Source organism: Tenacibaculum aquimarinum (assembly GCF_022478115.1).
In the GTDB taxonomy this organism is placed as follows: domain Bacteria; phylum Bacteroidota; class Bacteroidia; order Flavobacteriales; family Flavobacteriaceae; genus Polaribacter; species Polaribacter aquimarinum_A.
The window spans coordinates 557,934-575,157 of the sequence record NZ_JAKGSC010000001.1 but is presented as its reverse complement, the minus strand read 5'-3'; the positions used below and the strand labels follow the sequence as shown (position 1 = coordinate 575,157).

Genomic DNA, 17,224 nt, shown 5'->3' with positions numbered 1-17,224 from the left:
TTTTTGATTCTAACCATCAAACTAAACGAAAAACTATCATGAAAAAATTAATATTATTATTTGCAGTTATTTTTGCATTTTCATCTTGTGAGCAATCAAAAGAAGATATTATTTTACCAACAGCAACAGGAACTATTAATGAAATTTTAGTAGTAATAAAAGGTAACGATTGGGAAGGTAAAGTTGGAGATGAATTAAGAACTGTGTTTGGAGAGCACCAAGTTGGTTTGCCGCAACCAGAAACAATATTATCTGTAACACAAGTAGATCCAACAGGTTTTGCAAGTTTTATGAGAAACAGCAAGTCTATCTTAGTTTTAGAAAAAGGAGCTAAAGAAAGCTTCTCTATTACAGAAAATAAATACTCAAAACCACAAGTTGTTATGTTTATAACAGCTAAAGATGAAGCTGGTTTTATAAATGTAATTCAACAAAAGGGTAAAGAAATTATTAAAACATTTCAAGCATTAGACATTAAAAAAATGCAACGTCATTTTGCAAAGAATAAGCTTGACGATTCAAAATATAAAACCACTAAAAATTTAGGTTTGTCATTAACAATTCCAAAAATATTTAAAACGGTTGATGATACAGGAGAATTTTTATGGTTACGTCAGCATTTAAAAAGCGGTATTGCTCGTGGAGATGGAAGTAATAATATTTTAATTTATTCTTTACCTTTAGAAGATGAAGCTACAGTTGCAGAAAATGTTACTAAAATGAGAGATTCAATTGGTGAAAAATATATTCCAGGAAGCGATGAAGGCATGTATATGATAACCGAACAAGCTTATGCTCCATTTACTTTTGATGCAGAAATTGATGGTAAAAAAGCTTACGAAACTCGTGGAAAATGGGAGGTTAAAAACGATTTCATGGCTGGTCCATTTATCAACTATACAATTGTAGACAAAAAGAACAACAGATTAATTGTTTTTGAAGGGTTTACCTATGCGCCTTCAGTAAATAAGCGCGATTTTATTTTTGAGTTAGAAGCTATTGGAAAATCATTAAAGATAAAATAATTAGACAAATTTATATTTTTAAAAAGCCAGCATTTTGCTGGCTTTTTTTATTAATTATATTGATTTATAATGGTTTATGTATATTTGAGTATTAACTAAAACTTTATATTATGCAATTAAATTTTTTATACTTAGCATTGGCAGCTTTGGTGCCTTTAGTAATGGGTTTCTTATGGTACGGACCTTTATTTGGAAATGCTTGGATGAAAGAAATGGGTTTTACAAAAGAATCTATGGAAGGTAAAAACATGACATTAACATTTATTTTATGCCTTGTTTTTAGTTTTATTCTAGCATTCTTTCTTTTACCAGCAACAATACACCAAATGGGTGTTTATTCAACTTTAGCTGGAGAGCCAGGTTTTACAGAGAACACTGGAACTGCTTACACTTATTTTCAAGAATTTGTAGCTAATTATGGCGATCGTTTCAGAACCTTTAAGCATGGAGTTTTACACGGAGCACTTACAGGAGTATTTTTAGTATTACCAATTTTAGCAATTATTGCTATGTTTGAAAGAAAATCTGTAAAATATGTTGCTATTAATGCAGGATATTGGATTGTAACTCTAGCTATTATGGGCGGAATTGTTTGTAAGTTTGGAATGTAAATTATAATATTAAAAATAAAAAATCCAGCTATTTAGCTGGATTTTTTATTTTACAAGAAGAGATTTACTTATTAATACGCTCTTTTATTATTTCCTTCGTAGAAGTTAATAAACGCTTCGTTTACTACTCTATTTCCACCATCAGTTGGATAATTTCCAGTAAAATACCAATCTCCTAAATTATCCGGACAAGCTACATGTAAATTATCAACCGATTGATAAATAACTTCAACGTCAGCATTTATATCTTCCGTTTTTAACATTTGTGCAGTCTTAGCAGAAATTTGCTCTCTAGTAAACGGCGCATAAACTTCTTTTACAAAATTTACAATTTCGCTATCTTGTTTATCTCTTTGTGCAATTGCTTTTTTATAAACTTCGTCAACAATAGTGTATTGATTGGTGTCTTTTAACAATTCTAAAGCTGCTTTAAAAGCAATAAAATCACCAATTCTTGCCATATCAATCCCGTAACAATCTGGGTATCTAATTTGTGGAGCAGAAGAAACAACTACTATTTTCTTAGGTTTTAATCTGTCTAAAATTCTAATAATACTCTTTTTTAATGTTGTTCCACGTACAATGCTATCATCAATTATTACTAAATTATCGGTAGGTTTTACAACACCGTACGTAATATCATAAACATGTTCAACAAGATCGTCTCTAGAGTTATCGTCAGCAATAAAGGTTCTTAATTTAGCATCTTTAATGGCAATTTTTTCAAAACGAGGTCTTTTAGATAAAATATCTACAACCTGTTCTTTTGTTAATTTACCATTTCCAGCTAAAATTGCTGCCGTTTTTTGCTGATTTAAAACATCTTCTGCAGCTTCCATCATTCCATAAAAAGAGGTTTCTGCTGTGTTAGGAATATAGGTAAACACACTATTTTCTATATCGCTATCAATAGATTTTAGAATCTGTGGAAATACATATTTTCCTAAATTTTTTCTTTCTTCATATATAGAAGCGTCACTACCTCTAGAAAAATAAATACGCTCAAAAGAACAAGATTTTTTCTCTCTTGGTTCCAATACTTCCTTAATAGAAGTTTCTCCACTCTTCTTAATTATTAACGCATGTCCACGCTCTAATTCTTGAACTTTATCAATCTCAACGTTAAAAACTGTTTGTATAACTGGTCTTTCTGATGCAACAACAACAACTTCTTCATCTTCATAAAAATACGTTGGTCTAATTCCGTTTGGATCACGTAAAACAAAAGCGTCTCCATGACCAACTAAACCTGCCATTGCATAACCACCATCCCAGTTTCTAGAAGAACGTTTTAGTACGTTTTGTAAATCTAAATTTTCTTCAATAAAAGGTGAAGCATCTTTTTTACTGAAGCCTTTTTCCTTTGCTTTTAAATATAACTCAGAAACTTCATCTTCTAAGAAATGCCCTATTTTTTCCATTACAGTAACTGTGTCTGTAAATTCTTTAGGGTGTTGTCCTAGTTCAACCAATTCTTCTAATAATTGATTAGAATTGGTCATGTTAAAATTACCAGCAACAATTAAGTTCTTGTGTTTCCAGTTACTTTGACGTAAAAAAGGATGTACACTTTCTATAGAGTTTTTTCCGAAGGTACCATAACGAACGTGTCCTAAGAATAGGTTACCAATGTATGGCATGTTTTCTTCTTGCCAAGCAACATTGTCTTTTTTATCTGGATTTTGCTCTAAAACACCGTTTAAACGATCGTTAATTTGAGCAAAAATATCTTGTATAGGTTGTGTTTTATTAGAACGAACTCTACTAATGTAACGAGTTCCAGGTTCTACATTAAACTTTACACTTGCAAAACCAGCTCCGTCTTGGCCACGGTTGTGCTGTTTTTCCATTAACAAATACATTTTATTAATTCCGTAGAAAGCAGAACCGTATTTGTCTTTGTAAAACTGTAATGGTTTTTTTAATCTAACTAATGCAATACCGCATTCGTGTTTAATGGCGTCACTCATTATTGTGTTGTTTTTGTTGTGTTGTTGTATAAAAAAATCCGCGTGTTTAGACGCGGATTTTAATTTATGATAATTCTATATCAAATTGTGTTAATTCTTTAAACGCTTGCAAACGATTTTGAACTTCGTCTTTGGTTAGTTCTTCCATTCGATGTGTTCCAAACTTTTCTACACAAAAGGAAGCTAAGTTAGAACCGTAAATAATGGCGTTTTTCATGTTTTCAAAAGAAACATCTTCTGTTTTTGCTAAATAACCGCAAAAACCACCAGCAAAAGTATCTCCTGCTCCAGTTGGATCAAAAACTTCAGCTAAAGGTAATGCAGGTGCAAAAAACATTTTTCCTTCGTTAAATAACAAAGCTCCGTGTTCTCCTTTTTTAATTACTACATATTTTGGACCCATTGAGTGAATTTTCTTAGCAGCATTTACTAAAGAATATTCTCCACTTAATTGACGTGCCTCTTCATCATTAATTGTAATAACATCTACACGTTTTAAAACGGTATGTAAATCTGCTAAAGCAATATCCATCCAAAAATTCATAGTATCTAATACTACTAATTTTGGTCTTTCATTCATTTGGTCTAAAACAGAAGCTTGTGTTAAAGGGTGTAAATTTCCTAACATTACAATGTCAGAATTTTTAAAAACTTCAGGAACTACCGGAGAAAAATGTTCTAAAACATTTAATTCGGTAATTAAAGTATCGCGAGAGTTCATATCATTATGATATTTACCACTCCAAAAGAATGTTTTTCCTTCTTTAATAACTTCTATTCCTTCTGTATTAATTCCTTTGTTGTTCATCATATCTAAATACGATTGTGGAAAGTCTCCACCAACAACAGAAACAACACCTGTTTCTACTCCAAATTGAGAAGCTGCTAAACCAACATAGGTTCCAGAACCTCCTAAAATTTTATCTGTTTTTCCAAAAGGTGTTTCAATAGCGTCAAACGCAACAGTACCAACTGCTAATAATTTACTCATTTCTTATTTTTTATCAGTAATTTTGCACGGTAATTGTACAAAACAATTTGTAAAGTGCAAAAATAGTTTTAAAAAATGACTATCAAAGAAATACAAGAAGAAATTATTGATGAGTTTGACATGTTTGATGATTGGATGGAACGTTATCAATATATAATAGATTTAGGAAAAACATTACCATTAATTGACGCAGCTTATAAAGTTGACGAAAATTTAATAAAAGGCTGTCAGTCAAAAGTTTGGTTGCATTCAGATTTAAATGAAGAGACTTTAACATTTACAGCAGATAGTGATGCAATTTTAACCAAAGGAATTGTAGCGTTATTGTTACGTGTATATTCAAACCAAACTCCACAAGCAATTTTAGCTGCAGAAACCAGTTTTATTGATGAAATTGGTTTAAAAGAACATTTAAGCCCAACACGTGCAAATGGTTTGGTTTCTATGATTAAACAAATAAAAATGTATGCAATTGCGCAGCAAACTAAGCTTACAAAATAACATAAAGATGACAGACAAAGAATTAGAAGAAATAGGCGATAAAATTGTAAATGTTTTAAAAACTATTTACGATCCAGAAATACCAGTTGATATTTACGAATTAGGTTTAATCTACGATGTTTTTGTTTCTGAAGAAAACGACGCAAAAATATTAATGACACTTACGTCTCCAAATTGTCCTGTAGCTGAAAGTTTACCAGTTGATATTGAAGAGAAAGTAAAATCGTTAAAAGAAATTAATTCTTGTGAAGTAGAAATTACTTTTGATCCTACTTGGACGCAAGAAATGATGAGCGAAGAAGCAAAGCTTGAGTTAGGAATGCTTTAAATTGAGTATTCAAAACTAAAAAATAACGAATGTCATTTCGACGATAGGAGAAATCTCTACTTTGAAACTAAATAGAAATAAATGGCAGAAGAAATAATAAATAGAGTTGCAAATAGTAAACTAAAAACCTTTGACCTTGAGGAAATTTATCCTGAAGGAGAAAGAGTTGTTTTTGACATAAAAGATTGGTTGTTTCAAGAATTAATTTTGAAAGAAACAGACTTTAGAGCATCTGTTAAAAAACATGATTGGTCTCAATACAAGAGAAAATTTGTAGCTGTAACTTGTTCTGTAGATGCTATTATTCCGTCTTGGGCTTTTATGTTAGTGGCAGCAGAATTAACGCCACACGCAAATAAAGTTGTTATTGGAAATTTAGAATTGTTAGAAACAGTATTATATCAAGAGTTATTAAGTTTTGTCGATTTTAAAGACTTTGCTAATGCTCCTGTCATTATAAAAGGTTGTGCCGATAAGCCAATTCCACCAAGCGCATTTGCTTTTTTAATAGAAAAATTACAACCTATAGCAAAATCTATTATGTTTGGTGAAGCTTGTTCTACAGTTCCATTATATAAACATAAAAAATAGTGAGAGAATGAAAAACGTTTATTTTTCAATAATATGCATCTTTTTAATTAGTGTTTCGGTATTTGGTAATCATTCTACAGACAGCATTCAAAAATGGTATATTAAAGGGAAATTCACTTTTTTATTCAATCAATCTGCATTTTCAAATTGGACTTCTGGCGGAGATAATACTATTGCAGGAAATGTTAATATCAATTACGATTTCAACTATAAAAAAGGAAAATGGAATTGGGATAATAAGATTATAACAGGTTATGGCTTAAGTCATGTAGATGATAAAGGATTTAGAAAAACAAACGATCAGTTCGAATACAATTCGCTACTAGGTCTTAAGTCTAAAGGATTATGGTTTTTCTCTTTTTTTAATAACATAACTACTCAGTTTACGCGTGGTTATGATTATTCTGAAACACCAGCTAAGCCAACTTCAACGTTCTTTTCGCCAGCATATATAAGTTTTGGGCCTGGATTGTTGTGGAAAAAATCTGACGATTATAGGGTTAATATTGCGCCAGCTACATCTCGTTTTACTTTTGTTTCTGAAGAGTTTTCTGGAAAATATGGTGTAGATGTTGGAGAAACCAACAGTTATAGTTTAGGTTTTAACCTTTCTACTTATATGAAGTTCGATTTAATGGAAAATATTAATATGGAGAATATAGTTGCAATTTATTCCGATTATTTAAACCATCCAGAAAATATAGATGTTAATTATCAAATGAATTTACTATTTAAAGTTAACAGGTATTTTTCTATGAATATGACTTTGCATGCAATTGTAGATGACAATACGTCTAAAAGAATTCAATTTAGAGAAGTTTTTGGATTAGGATTAAGTTACTTTTTTCAAAAATAAAGTGACTTTAAAAAAATAAACTTGTCTAAATAAAAAAGCGTAAGTTTGCGCACATTTTTAAAAAATAAAAATTAAATAAAATGAAAAAATTAATTTTAATAGTAGCTTTTGCTATAACAGGTGTTTCTTTAAACGCTCAAACAGTTGAAGAACTTAAAAAAGAACTTTCAACTAAACAAGGAGAAATAGGTAAATTACAAGGAGAAGCAAATGCTTTACAATCTCAAATAGATGCTTTTCCAGGTTGGAAATACGGTGCTTTTGGTACTTTTGGAGCAAACATTTCTGGATTTAACAACTGGTATTCTAAAGGAACACCAAATACATCTGCAGGAAATATTGGTATTATTGGTAACGGTTTTGCAAATTTAGATAGAGAAAAGTTTTTCTGGAGAAACTCTTTAAATGTAAACTTATCTTGGATTAAAAACGACAATACTGATGACCCAGCAGATAGCGATAGCTTTGATGGAACAAACGATGTATTTACAGTGAGTTCTTTATACGGTTATAAATTAACTGATAAATTAGCTGTATCTGCTTTAGGAGAATACAGAACTACTTTAATTAGTAACTTTAACGACCCTGGATATTTAGATTTAGGTGTTGGTATTACTTGGACACCAATTCAAAACTTAGTGGTTGTTGTTCACCCATTAAACTACAACTTTGTATTTGCTGATAATGATGCTGCTTTTGAATCTTCAATGGGAGCAAAAATATTTGCAGATTATACAAGAAAATTAGGTCCAGTAAACTTTAAATCTAACTTATCTGCTTTCCAAAGCTATAAGTCTGGAGATTTATCTAACGTAACTTGGATTAACTCTTTCGGATACACTTTCTGGAAAGGAATTGGTTTAGGGTTTGAGTTTGGTTTAAGAGACAACAAACAAGAAGCATTAAACAATGCATTGTTAACAACGCCATCTGCAACTTTTGGTAATGTAAACAGCAAATTACAGTCTTACTGGTTATTTGGTCTTAACTTTTCAATGTAAGTTAATCCAATTACAAGATTAAAAATAATAAACCTCAAGCAGCAATGTTTGAGGTTTTTTTATTTGAAGCTATTTCCTGCTTTTCACTATATCTTTTTTATGAAAAATAAAAAAGGATGCCGTTTCAATCAGGGCTAAGCTTATTTATTAACTTTTTTCATATCTTAAAAACGGAGTCTTATTTACTGATTTCTTTTTATGTATTTTTGCTAAAAATTATTCTGAATGACATTATTATTAATTTACGGAACCGTATCTATTTTCTTTTCATTTTTATGCTCAATTTTAGAAGCAGTGCTTTTAAGTGTTACACCAACATTTGTTAATGTAGCAAAAAGTGAAGGAAAATCTTTTGCAGAAGATTTAGAAACCTTAAAAAAAGATGTAGACAAACCTTTAATTGCAATTCTAACTTTAAACACATTAGCACATACAGTAGGTGCAATATTAGTTGGAGCAGAAGCAAAAAAGGTTTTTAATGATGATGGTTATGGAGTTTTTATAGTTTCTGCTGTAATGACAATTTTAATCTTAGTAGCTTCAGAAATTGTACCAAAAACTATTGGAGCAACCTACTGGAAACAATTAGCTAACTTTACTACAAAAGCATTAAATATGATGATCTTTCCATTAAAATGGACAGGTATTTTATGGATTTTACAATTGGCAACAAAACTTATTGGAGGTAAAGGTGGTCATGGAGAAAGTGTTTTAAGTAGAGAAGATTTCTCAGCTATGACAGATATAGCACATGAAGAAGGAGTTTTTAAAGAATCGGAAAGTAAAGTGATTAAAAACTTACTAAACTTTAAAGAGATTCTAGCAAAAGATATTATGACGCCAAGAACAGTCTTAAAATCTGCCAACGAAAAACAAACAATACAAGAGTTTTATGACGCACATACAAATTTGCGCTTTTCTAGAGTCCCTGTTTTTTCAGAAAAATCAGATAATATTACAGGTTATTTCTTAAAAGATAATATGCTAGAAGCAATTATTAAAGGAAACGGTAATGAACCTTTAACAAGCATAAAAAGAGATATAATTGTTACCAATAGAGATTTATCTATTCCAAGTTTGTTCGAAAAGTTAATAGAACAAAGAGAACATATTGCTTTGGTTGTAGATGAATATGGATCTGTAAGCGGTCTTGTTTCTCAAGAAGATGTAATAGAAACTTTACTTGGTTTAGAAATTATGGACGAAAGTGATAATGTTGCAGACTTACAATCGATGGCCCGTAAAAATTGGGAAGTAAGAGCCAAACTTATGGGTATTATTGAGGAAGAAACTCCTGAAGAATAATCTAATTACTCCTTTTATCTTTATTTAATTACACTATTTTTTTTAAAAATAAACAACAGTTCTTTTCTGATTTAAACATTAATCGTAATATTGCAATATAGTAATTAAATAAAATGGGAATAACAAAATCAGAAATATTTACAGACCAACAAAATAAAATTGCATTGTATGCAAAAGTATTTGGGCATCCTGCAAGAGTAGCAATTTTACAACATTTGTTTAAAATTAACGCCTGTGTTTGTGGCGACTTGGTAAACGAAATTGGTTTAGCACAACCAACTATTTCTCAACATTTAAAGGAGTTAAAACAATTAGGACTCATAAAAGGAAGCGTTGAAGGAACCAGTGTTTGCTATTGTGTAAACTCAGAAAAATGGTCTGAAATGAAAAAAATAATGCTCCAGTTTTTAGATCAAGACTTGATAAAAACAGCATGTTGTTAAAATTCCAAAATAAATTAAAACGTAATAAAATTTTTAGATATGAAACTTTCAGAAATCAAAAGCAAATTAAAACAATTAGACAAAATAGCATTTAAATTACCAAACGGAGAATTGGTTCCAAATCATTTTCACGTAACAGAAGTAGGTAAAATAACTAAAAATTTTATCGATTGTGGAGGAACTGTAAGAAATGAAGAGGTTGTTAATTTTCAACTTTGGAGCGCAAATGATTACGATCATAGATTACATCCAGAAAAATTAATAAACATAATTGAGCTTTCAGAAAAGATTTTAAAAATAGAAGATTTAGAGGTAGAAGTAGAATACCAAGCAGAAACTATTGGTAAATTTGGACTTGATTTTGACGGAACAAACTTCCTATTAACATCAAAACAAACAGATTGTTTGGCGCAAGATGCATGCGGAATTCCTGCTGAAAAACCAAAATTACAGTTTTCAGAAATTCCTGCACAAAATTCGTGTGCTCCAGGAAGTGGTTGTTGCTAATTTTTAAATAAGAAACATGAAAATAGCTTTATTTAGTGATGTACATGCAAATTTACCAGCACTAAACGCTTTCTTTAAAAGTGTAGATCAGCAAAATATAGATGCAATATATTGTCTTGGCGATTTGGTTGGTTACAATATTTGGCCAAATGAAGTAATCCAAGCCATTAAAGAAAGACGAATACCAACCATAGCAGGAAATCACGACTTTAATATTGCTAGAATGTCTACAGACAATGTAGCGGCTTATAAAACCGATAAAAACTTAAATAAAGGAAGTATTTCTAAAGCTTTTACAAATGAAGTTCTTAGTGTTGAAAACAGAAAATACTTGCACACATTACCAATGCATATTAATTTAGAATTTCAATTAAACCAATCTAAATTTAACATGCTTTTGGTACACGGAAGTCCAAATAAAATAGATGAATATTTATTTGAAGAAAACGAAAATATGTTAAGCATAATGGAAAATGCGAACGCAGATATTTTATGTTTTGGACATACTCATAAGCCCTATCATAAAGTTTTAAGCACTAAAAAGGATGGAGAATTAAAATATAAACACGCAATTAATACAGGTTCTGTTGGAAAACCAAAAGACAACAATAACAAAGGGTGTTATGTAATTTTAGACATAAATGAAAACGCCTCATTGTTAGATAAACAAAGTATTAAAGTAGAATTTATACGTTTTAATTATAACATTGAAAAAGCAGCTAAAGCTGTTGAAGAAAGTATTTTATCAAATGATTTTGCTGAAAACTTAAGAAATGGATATTAGAAAAATATTGAAATAAAAATGACAACAACACAAACAACCTTATTTTCGGAAATAGAAACAACAATTAAAGGATTAAATCCACAAACTATTTCTGAAGAACGTAAACAAATTTTACAACCATTAGTAGATTTTATACAAACAAAAGTTGATAAGAAACAAGAAATTAGAATTAACTTTATTTGTACACACAATTCTAGAAGAAGTCATTTATCGCAAGTTTGGGCGCAAACAATGGCAAACTATTTTAATATTAAAAACGTGTTTTGTTACTCTGGAGGAACTGAAGCAACAGCACTTTTTCCTGTAGCTGCAAAAACGTTACAGAATTCAGGTTTTGAAATAGCTACACTTTCTGAAGGTGAAAATCCAGTTTATAGCATTAAATATTCAGAAAATGAACATCCAATAATTGGCTTTTCTAAAAAGTTAGATAGTGATTTCAATCCTAAATCTGAATTTGCAGCAATAATGACGTGCTCGCAAGCAGATGGAGGTTGTCCTTTTATTGCAGGTGCAGAAACAAGAATTCCTATTACTTTTGAAGATCCCAAAGCATTTGATAATACACCACAACAAGCAGAAAAATACAACGAAAGAAGCCTACAAATAGCAACTGAGTTATTGTATGTTTTTTCTCTAATAGAGTAATAAAAAATCCCGCAATAGCGGGATTTTTTTATTTTAAATTATTCTGTATACTCATCATATAAAAAGTTATTATATGGAAAACGCTGAATGTGTATTTTTTTAACTTGTTGATACGTTTTTTCTTTAAAAGCTTCTAAATTATCCTTGTTTAAAGCAGAAATAAAGATAGATTCTTTCTCTAAATCACTCATCCAAGTTTTTTTCCAATCTTCTAAAGTGTAATGAATTTTCGTTTTTTCAGTAACTAAATCGTCTTCATCAATGGTTTCATGAGAATATGCATCAATTTTATTGAAAACCATAATTGTTGGTTTGTCTCCGCTATCAATTTCATCTAAAATAGTATTAACAGAAGCAATATGATCTTCGAAATTAGGATGCGAAATATCTACAACATGTAATAATAAATCTGCTTCACGAACTTCATCTAGAGTAGATTTAAAAGATTCTACCAATTGCGTTGGTAATTTTCTAATAAACCCAACGGTATCGGTCATTAAAAACGGAATGTTCTTAATAACAACTTTTCTAACGGTTGTATCTAAGGTCGCAAAAAGCTTGTTTTCTGCAAAAACATCACTTTTACTAACCACATTCATTAAGGTAGATTTACCCACATTTGTGTATCCAACCAAAGCAACTCTAACCATTTTACCACGGTTTTTACGTTGCACGGCCATTTGTTTATCAATAGTTAAAAGCTTCTTTTTTAAGACGGTAATTTTATCACGAATAATACGTCTATCTGTTTCAATTTCTGTTTCACCAGGTCCACGCATTCCAATACCACCTTTTTGTTTGTCGAGGTGTGTCCAAAGACGTGTTAATCGAGGTAATAAATATTGACATTGTGCCAATTCTACCTGTGTTTTTGCAGAACTTGTTTGTGCTCTTTGTGCAAAAATATCTAAGATTAAATTGGTTCTGTCTAAGATTTTACAATCTAAAACTTTTTCTATATTTCGTATTTGTGCAGGTGATAATTCGTCATCAAAAATTGCAGTACCAATATTATGAGACTCTATGTATGCTCTTACTTCATCTAATTTACCAACACCTAAAAAGGTTTTAGGGTTTGGTTTTTCCATTTTTTGAACAAAACGTTTTACTGCTTTTCCACCAGCAGTTAACGTTAAAAATTCTAACTCATCTAAATATTCATCTGATTGCGCTTCGTTTTGTTGCTGTGTAATTACACCAATTAAAACGGCTTTTTCTGAAGTTACTTCTCTCTCGTCTATCATACACAACAAAAGTACAAATATTGTTGTATTGATTTTGATTTTTTTACTTTTGAGATCAGAATGAATTTTTAAAAAATAAAATAAAAATCATTTATCAGGCTAACATGGAATTAAAACCACCATTTAAAAAAATAATTCATGTAGATATGGATGCTTTTTATGCATCTGTAGAGCAATTGGACAACCCAGATTTAAGGGATAAACCTGTTGCTGTTGGTGGTAGTGAAAAACGTGGTGTAATTTCCGCAGCTAGTTATGAGGCAAGAAAATTTGGAGTACGTTCTGCAATGAGTGGTGTTTTGGCGAGACAAAAATGTCCACATTTAATTTTTGTACCACCAAGATTTGAGCGTTACAAGGAAATTTCAACAGAAATCCGAAAAATTTTCTATGAATATTCAGATTTGGTAGAGCCACTTTCTTTAGATGAAGCTTATATTGATGTTACTGAAAACAAAAAAGGAAATCCGTCGGCGAGTATGATTGCAGAAGAAATTCGCAAGAAAATTTGGGATAGACTTGAGTTGAGAGCTTCCGCAGGAATTTCTATCAATAAATTTATTGCCAAAGTAGCATCTGATATTAACAAACCAAATGGACAAAAAACAATAAATCCGGAAGAGGTTTTAGACTTTTTAGAGCAATTACCGGTAAATAAATTTTATGGAGTTGGTAAAGTTACGGCAGCTAAAATGTACAATTTTGGAATTTTTACAGGCTTAGATTTAAAAAACAAATCGGTAGAAGAGTTAGTGAGTCTCTTTGGAAAAAGTGGTGCGCATTATTACAATATTGTTAGAGGAATAAGTAAAAGTGTGGTGAAACCAAATAGAATTAGAAAATCTGTTGCTGCAGAAAGAACTTTTTTTGATAATATTTCTTCGGAAGTATTTCTGATGGAAAAACTATCTAAAATTGCGGATGAATTAGAAAGGCGTTTAGTAAAATCCAATACAAAAGGAAAAACGGTTACCTTAAAAATTAAATATTCAGATTTTACAATGCAAACTCGAAGTAAAACGGGATTAAATTTTCTTCAACAAAAAAAAGAATTTTTACCCATTGTTAAAGAGTTATTGTATCAAGAGAAATTACAAAATTCGGTTCGTTTAGTAGGTATTTCTTTCAGTAATTTAAACACAGAAAAGAGAGAACCAGTTTTTGTTCAGTTAAAATTCGATTTTTAAACTAAAGGTATTTTAATCTCTACGTTTGTCCCTTCAATATTATTTTTTGCGCCTTTAATATCTGTGTATTTAAGAGAAAAATCTTTTTCAAAACTTCTAACAAAACTTCTTAATCGTTCTGTAGTTAAACCTATTCCAATAGATTTTCTATTTATAGTTTTACCTGCTTTAATTTTTGAAGAAACTTCTCGTCCAACACCATTATCTTCTATAGAAATTAAAATGTAATCTTCTTCTGTTTTTTTTACAGAAAGAGCTATTTTCTTACTGCCTTTTTTAGATGATAAACCATGCCAAATAGCGTTTTCTATAAAAGGTTGCAATACCAACGGAGGTATTTTTATACTATCTAATTTTAAATTGTTATCTACATTAAATGTGTAGTTTATTTCATTGTTAAAACGAATGTTTTCTATACTCATATATAACTCCATTGTTTCTAACTCTTCTCTTAAACTTATTTCTTTTACCTTAGATGCTTCAAGTATTTTTCTAATAAGTTTAGCAAATTTATTTAAATAATAAACAGCGTTTTTTTGCTCATTATTTATAATATAAAGTTTTATAGAGTTTAAAGCATTAAAAATAAAATGAGGATTCATTTGACTCTGTAAGGCTTCTTGTTTTAGAGTAAGAAATTTTTTTTCATTTTGTAAAGAGCGTTCTCTTATTATTGAATATAGGATAACAATTAAAAGAATAAACAAACTTGCAATAAGAATAAAAATATTTCTATTTTTTTCTAATTGTAGTTTAGCAATTTCATTTTGTGTTGATAAATCTTCAAGTTGATTTTCGGTTCTTTGTTTGTCGTACCTAGATTTTAATTCATTTAAATAAAGTAAGTTACGGTTATTGTAAGTTTTTGCACCTTCTTCTTTGGCAGTTTTATAATAATTATATGCCTTTTTATAGTCTTGTTTATTTTCGTTAAGTAATGCTAAATTTTCATTTGCTTTTACTATGATATTTTGAACCTTATATTCTGTAGCTATTTTAAGTGCTTTTTTTAAGTTCTTTTCAGACGCATTAAACTTATTAAGATGAACTTGAGATAAGCCCAAAGTGTTATATGTGTTAGACAAATAATACATATCTTTTTGTGTTATTGCAATATTTAAAACAGAATTAACTGTTTTTTGAGCTTCTATATATTTCTTTTGTTTTATTAACACATTAGCTATACTGTAAGCACATATAATTTTACCAACATTGTTTTCTAAACTATTATTATAGGTTAAAGATTTATGATAATTTTTAAGTGCTTCGTCTAAATCTCCAAGTTCTTCTTTTGCGTTACCAATGTTTTGATAATTAATTGCAAGACCTAACTTATTATTAAGTTGTTTTTGCATAACAATTGAATTACTAAATTCTTTTAAGGCTAAATCATATTGTCTTAATGAAATGTATAAGTTTCCCATACTATTTTGAGAAATACTAATACTTTTTTTGATATCAATACTTGGGTTTTTTATATTTAAAGCAATGTCCAATGCTTCTTGATGGTAGTTTAATGCATTGGTAATGTCATCTTGTCTTCTGTATGCTGAACCTATTGAGTTTAAAACCTTTAACTCAGAAACCGTATCCTTTAGTAGTTTGGTTATCTCTACAGCTTTGTTGTATTCTGAAATAGATTTCTCGAACAAAGAAAGATCCCTGTTTATTCTTCCTAAAGATCTGTGTCCATAAAACTGACCATATAAATAAGAATTCTCTTTACTTTTATTAATTAATAATTTTAGATCTTCTTTATGTCTTCTATGATTTTTAAAAATAGAGTCTATAATATCATCATTGGTAATATTTCCATTAATAAGGTATTGGATTTTATTATTTACTTCTTTTTTTTGAGAAGAAATTGAAATAGAAAAAAGAATAATAAGAGTAAAAAGTATTTTTTTCATGCTATTACAATGCTTAAAATTTTTCTAAAAATTCAGATTTTTTTTGACGAGAAACAGGTATTTTATGATTTCCTTCAATTATAACATAACCATCAGTTTTTAAGAACTCTTTAATTTTATTTAAATTAATAATAAATGAATTATGAATTCTAAAAAAATGATTAGAAGGTAACAATTGATCTACTTCTTTAAGCTTTTTGGTAAGTACTATTTTTTTACCATCTTTAGTATGTATAGTTGAGTAATTACCTTCAGATTCAACAAATAAAATTTCATCAGACTCTAAGAAGATAAGTTTTCCGTCCGTACTAACTGTAATTTTTCGTTGATTAAACTTCTCGTTAAAACCAGTTAATATTTTTTCAAATTTCTCTGTATTATCAAAATGATAGTTATATTTCTTAACTTTTTCTAGCGTATCTTTTAAATCATCGGTGTCAATTGGTTTTAAAAGATAATCTATTGCTTCGTTTTTTAATGCTTTAATAGCGTAATCATTATAAGCAGTAGTAATAACCACAGCAAAATCTCTTTTCTCAATTCGTTCTAAGAATTGAAAACCATCCATTGTTGGCATTTCAATATCTAGAAAAAGACAATCTATTTTATTGTTTTTGAGATAAAAAAGCGCTTCTTCAGGGTTGTCAAAAGTAGCTACAACATTAATAATGTCTTCAAAATTTGAAATTTCCCAAGACAAACTTTTTATTGCTTTTAGTTCATCATCTACTATTACAGCATTTATCATAAGAAAGAGGGTTTTAGATTTCAAAAATACTATATAATTTTATAAAACATCTTTTTAAGAAAATTATAACATAAAAAATTGCAGATTATACAAAAAACAATACCATTTATACAAAACACTATTTTAAAACTTAACACATTATCTATATTTGTAGTGTAATTGAAGGGTTACAATATTGAAAAAAATTCTTTATAAGAATTTGAATCAGAGAAAGAAAACATAATTGATAAATTGGGGGATTAATTAATTATGAAAAAAACAAAAGCGATACTTATGTATCGCTTTTTTTTGTTTTATAGTATTAGGTATAAAAAAAACCTCGTAAATATTTACGAGGTTTGTTTTTTTGTAAAAAATATAAAAATTAGATTACTCTAACGTCTACTGCATTTAAGCCTTTTCTACCTTCTTTTAAGTCAAATTCTACTGCATCTCCTTCTCTAATCTCATCGATTAAACCACTTACGTGCACGAAATACTCTTCTTTTGAACCATCTTCAATAACAAATCCAAATCCTTTAGACTCGTTAAAAAATTTTACTGTACCGTTTTTCACTTTGATAAATATAAATTG

19 protein-coding genes are annotated in these 17,224 nt (G+C 29.5%); 13 read left to right on the top strand and 6 right to left on the bottom strand.

Features of this window, described 5'->3' with window-relative positions; translation table 11 throughout:
- The first annotated feature begins 38 nt into the window (after positions 1 to 38).
- Together L1S33_RS02775 and L1S33_RS02770 are read left to right on the top strand one after the other, a co-directional pair.
- A complete protein-coding gene (locus L1S33_RS02775; protein ID WP_240561139.1) occupies positions 39 to 1,025 on the top strand; it encodes a DUF4837 family protein in 987 nt (328 codons plus the stop codon).
- 110 nt (positions 1,026 to 1,135) lie between these two features.
- Entirely contained in the window at positions 1,136 to 1,636 is a 501-nt protein-coding gene (locus tag L1S33_RS02770) for a DUF1761 domain-containing protein (RefSeq protein ID WP_240551093.1), read from the top strand.
- Between the two features lie 71 nt (positions 1,637 to 1,707).
- On the opposite strand, the gene L1S33_RS02765 is transcribed toward L1S33_RS02770, so the two are convergent.
- The gene (locus L1S33_RS02765; RefSeq protein ID WP_240561138.1) at positions 1,708 to 3,606 is read right to left on the bottom strand and encodes an amidophosphoribosyltransferase; all 1,899 of its coding nucleotides are present in this window, start codon (positions 3,604 to 3,606) and stop codon (positions 1,708 to 1,710) included.
- Between the two features lie 64 nt (positions 3,607 to 3,670).
- The gene (locus tag L1S33_RS02760) at positions 3,671 to 4,597 is read right to left on the bottom strand and encodes a PfkB family carbohydrate kinase (RefSeq protein ID WP_240551094.1); all 927 of its coding nucleotides are present in this window, start codon (positions 4,595 to 4,597) and stop codon (positions 3,671 to 3,673) included.
- A gap of 75 nt (positions 4,598 to 4,672) precedes the next feature.
- On the opposite strand from L1S33_RS02760, the gene L1S33_RS02755 reads away from it, so the two are divergent.
- The 10 genes from L1S33_RS02755 (at position 4,673) to L1S33_RS02710 (ending at position 11,561) form a co-directional block, all read left to right on the top strand.
- Positions 4,673 to 5,098: a SufE family protein gene (locus L1S33_RS02755; RefSeq protein WP_240561137.1), complete on the top strand. Its 426-nt coding sequence runs from the start codon at positions 4,673 to 4,675 to the stop codon at positions 5,096 to 5,098.
- 7 nt (positions 5,099 to 5,105) lie between these two features.
- Complete coding sequence (locus tag L1S33_RS02750) at positions 5,106 to 5,426, top strand: DUF59 domain-containing protein (RefSeq protein ID WP_072556281.1); 321 nt, start codon at positions 5,106 to 5,108, stop codon at positions 5,424 to 5,426.
- An 81-nt stretch (positions 5,427 to 5,507) separates the two neighbouring features.
- Positions 5,508 to 6,017 carry a DUF2480 family protein gene (locus tag L1S33_RS02745; protein WP_240551095.1) on the top strand — a complete coding sequence of 170 codons (510 nt, stop codon included), beginning with the start codon at positions 5,508 to 5,510 and terminating at the stop codon, positions 6,015 to 6,017.
- A gap of 7 nt (positions 6,018 to 6,024) precedes the next feature.
- Positions 6,025 to 6,873 (top strand): DUF3078 domain-containing protein, encoded by an 849-nt coding sequence (locus L1S33_RS02740; protein WP_240561136.1) that lies wholly within the window; start codon positions 6,025 to 6,027, stop codon positions 6,871 to 6,873.
- An 80-nt stretch (positions 6,874 to 6,953) separates the two neighbouring features.
- The gene (locus L1S33_RS02735; RefSeq protein WP_240561135.1) at positions 6,954 to 7,874 is read left to right on the top strand and encodes a DUF3078 domain-containing protein; all 921 of its coding nucleotides are present in this window, start codon (positions 6,954 to 6,956) and stop codon (positions 7,872 to 7,874) included.
- A 225-nt stretch (positions 7,875 to 8,099) separates the two neighbouring features.
- Positions 8,100 to 9,179 carry a CNNM domain-containing protein gene (locus L1S33_RS02730; protein WP_240551098.1) on the top strand — a complete coding sequence of 360 codons (1,080 nt, stop codon included), beginning with the start codon at positions 8,100 to 8,102 and terminating at the stop codon, positions 9,177 to 9,179.
- 113 nt (positions 9,180 to 9,292) lie between these two features.
- Positions 9,293 to 9,622 (top strand): ArsR/SmtB family transcription factor, encoded by a 330-nt coding sequence (locus tag L1S33_RS02725; RefSeq protein WP_240561134.1) that lies wholly within the window; start codon positions 9,293 to 9,295, stop codon positions 9,620 to 9,622.
- Positions 9,623 to 9,661: 39 nt separating this feature from the next.
- Complete coding sequence (locus L1S33_RS02720) at positions 9,662 to 10,129, top strand: DUF6428 family protein (RefSeq protein WP_240561133.1); 468 nt, start codon at positions 9,662 to 9,664, stop codon at positions 10,127 to 10,129.
- Between the two features lie 16 nt (positions 10,130 to 10,145).
- Positions 10,146 to 10,913: a metallophosphoesterase family protein gene (locus L1S33_RS02715; RefSeq protein WP_240561132.1), complete on the top strand. Its 768-nt coding sequence runs from the start codon at positions 10,146 to 10,148 to the stop codon at positions 10,911 to 10,913.
- A gap of 18 nt (positions 10,914 to 10,931) precedes the next feature.
- Entirely contained in the window at positions 10,932 to 11,561 is a 630-nt protein-coding gene (locus L1S33_RS02710) for an arsenate-mycothiol transferase ArsC (protein WP_240561131.1), read from the top strand.
- Positions 11,562 to 11,599: 38 nt separating this feature from the next.
- Here the strand turns inward: L1S33_RS02710 and hflX are convergent, their stop codons facing one another.
- Complete coding sequence (hflX, locus tag L1S33_RS02705; protein ID WP_240551103.1) at positions 11,600 to 12,805, bottom strand: GTPase HflX; 1,206 nt, start codon at positions 12,803 to 12,805, stop codon at positions 11,600 to 11,602.
- Positions 12,806 to 12,909: 104 nt separating this feature from the next.
- Here hflX and dinB point away from each other — a divergent pair, with 104 nt between their 5' ends.
- Positions 12,910 to 13,992, top strand: a complete 1,083-nt coding sequence (gene dinB, locus L1S33_RS02700; protein ID WP_240561130.1) for a DNA polymerase IV — start codon at positions 12,910 to 12,912, stop codon at positions 13,990 to 13,992.
- Here dinB and L1S33_RS02695 read toward each other — a convergent pair.
- The 3 genes from L1S33_RS02695 to L1S33_RS02685 form a co-directional block, all read right to left on the bottom strand.
- Positions 13,989 to 15,902: a tetratricopeptide repeat-containing sensor histidine kinase gene (locus L1S33_RS02695; protein WP_240561129.1), complete on the bottom strand. Its 1,914-nt coding sequence runs from the start codon at positions 15,900 to 15,902 to the stop codon at positions 13,989 to 13,991. The genes dinB and L1S33_RS02695 overlap by 4 nt on opposite strands.
- Positions 15,903 to 15,915: 13 nt before the next feature.
- Positions 15,916 to 16,650, bottom strand: coding sequence for a LytR/AlgR family response regulator transcription factor (locus tag L1S33_RS02690; RefSeq protein WP_240551106.1), 735 nt, complete (start codon positions 16,648 to 16,650; stop codon positions 15,916 to 15,918).
- A gap of 364 nt (positions 16,651 to 17,014) precedes the next feature.
- Complete coding sequence (locus L1S33_RS02685) at positions 17,015 to 17,206, bottom strand: cold-shock protein (protein ID WP_072556268.1); 192 nt, start codon at positions 17,204 to 17,206, stop codon at positions 17,015 to 17,017.
- Between the last annotated feature and the right edge of the window lie 18 nt (positions 17,207 to 17,224).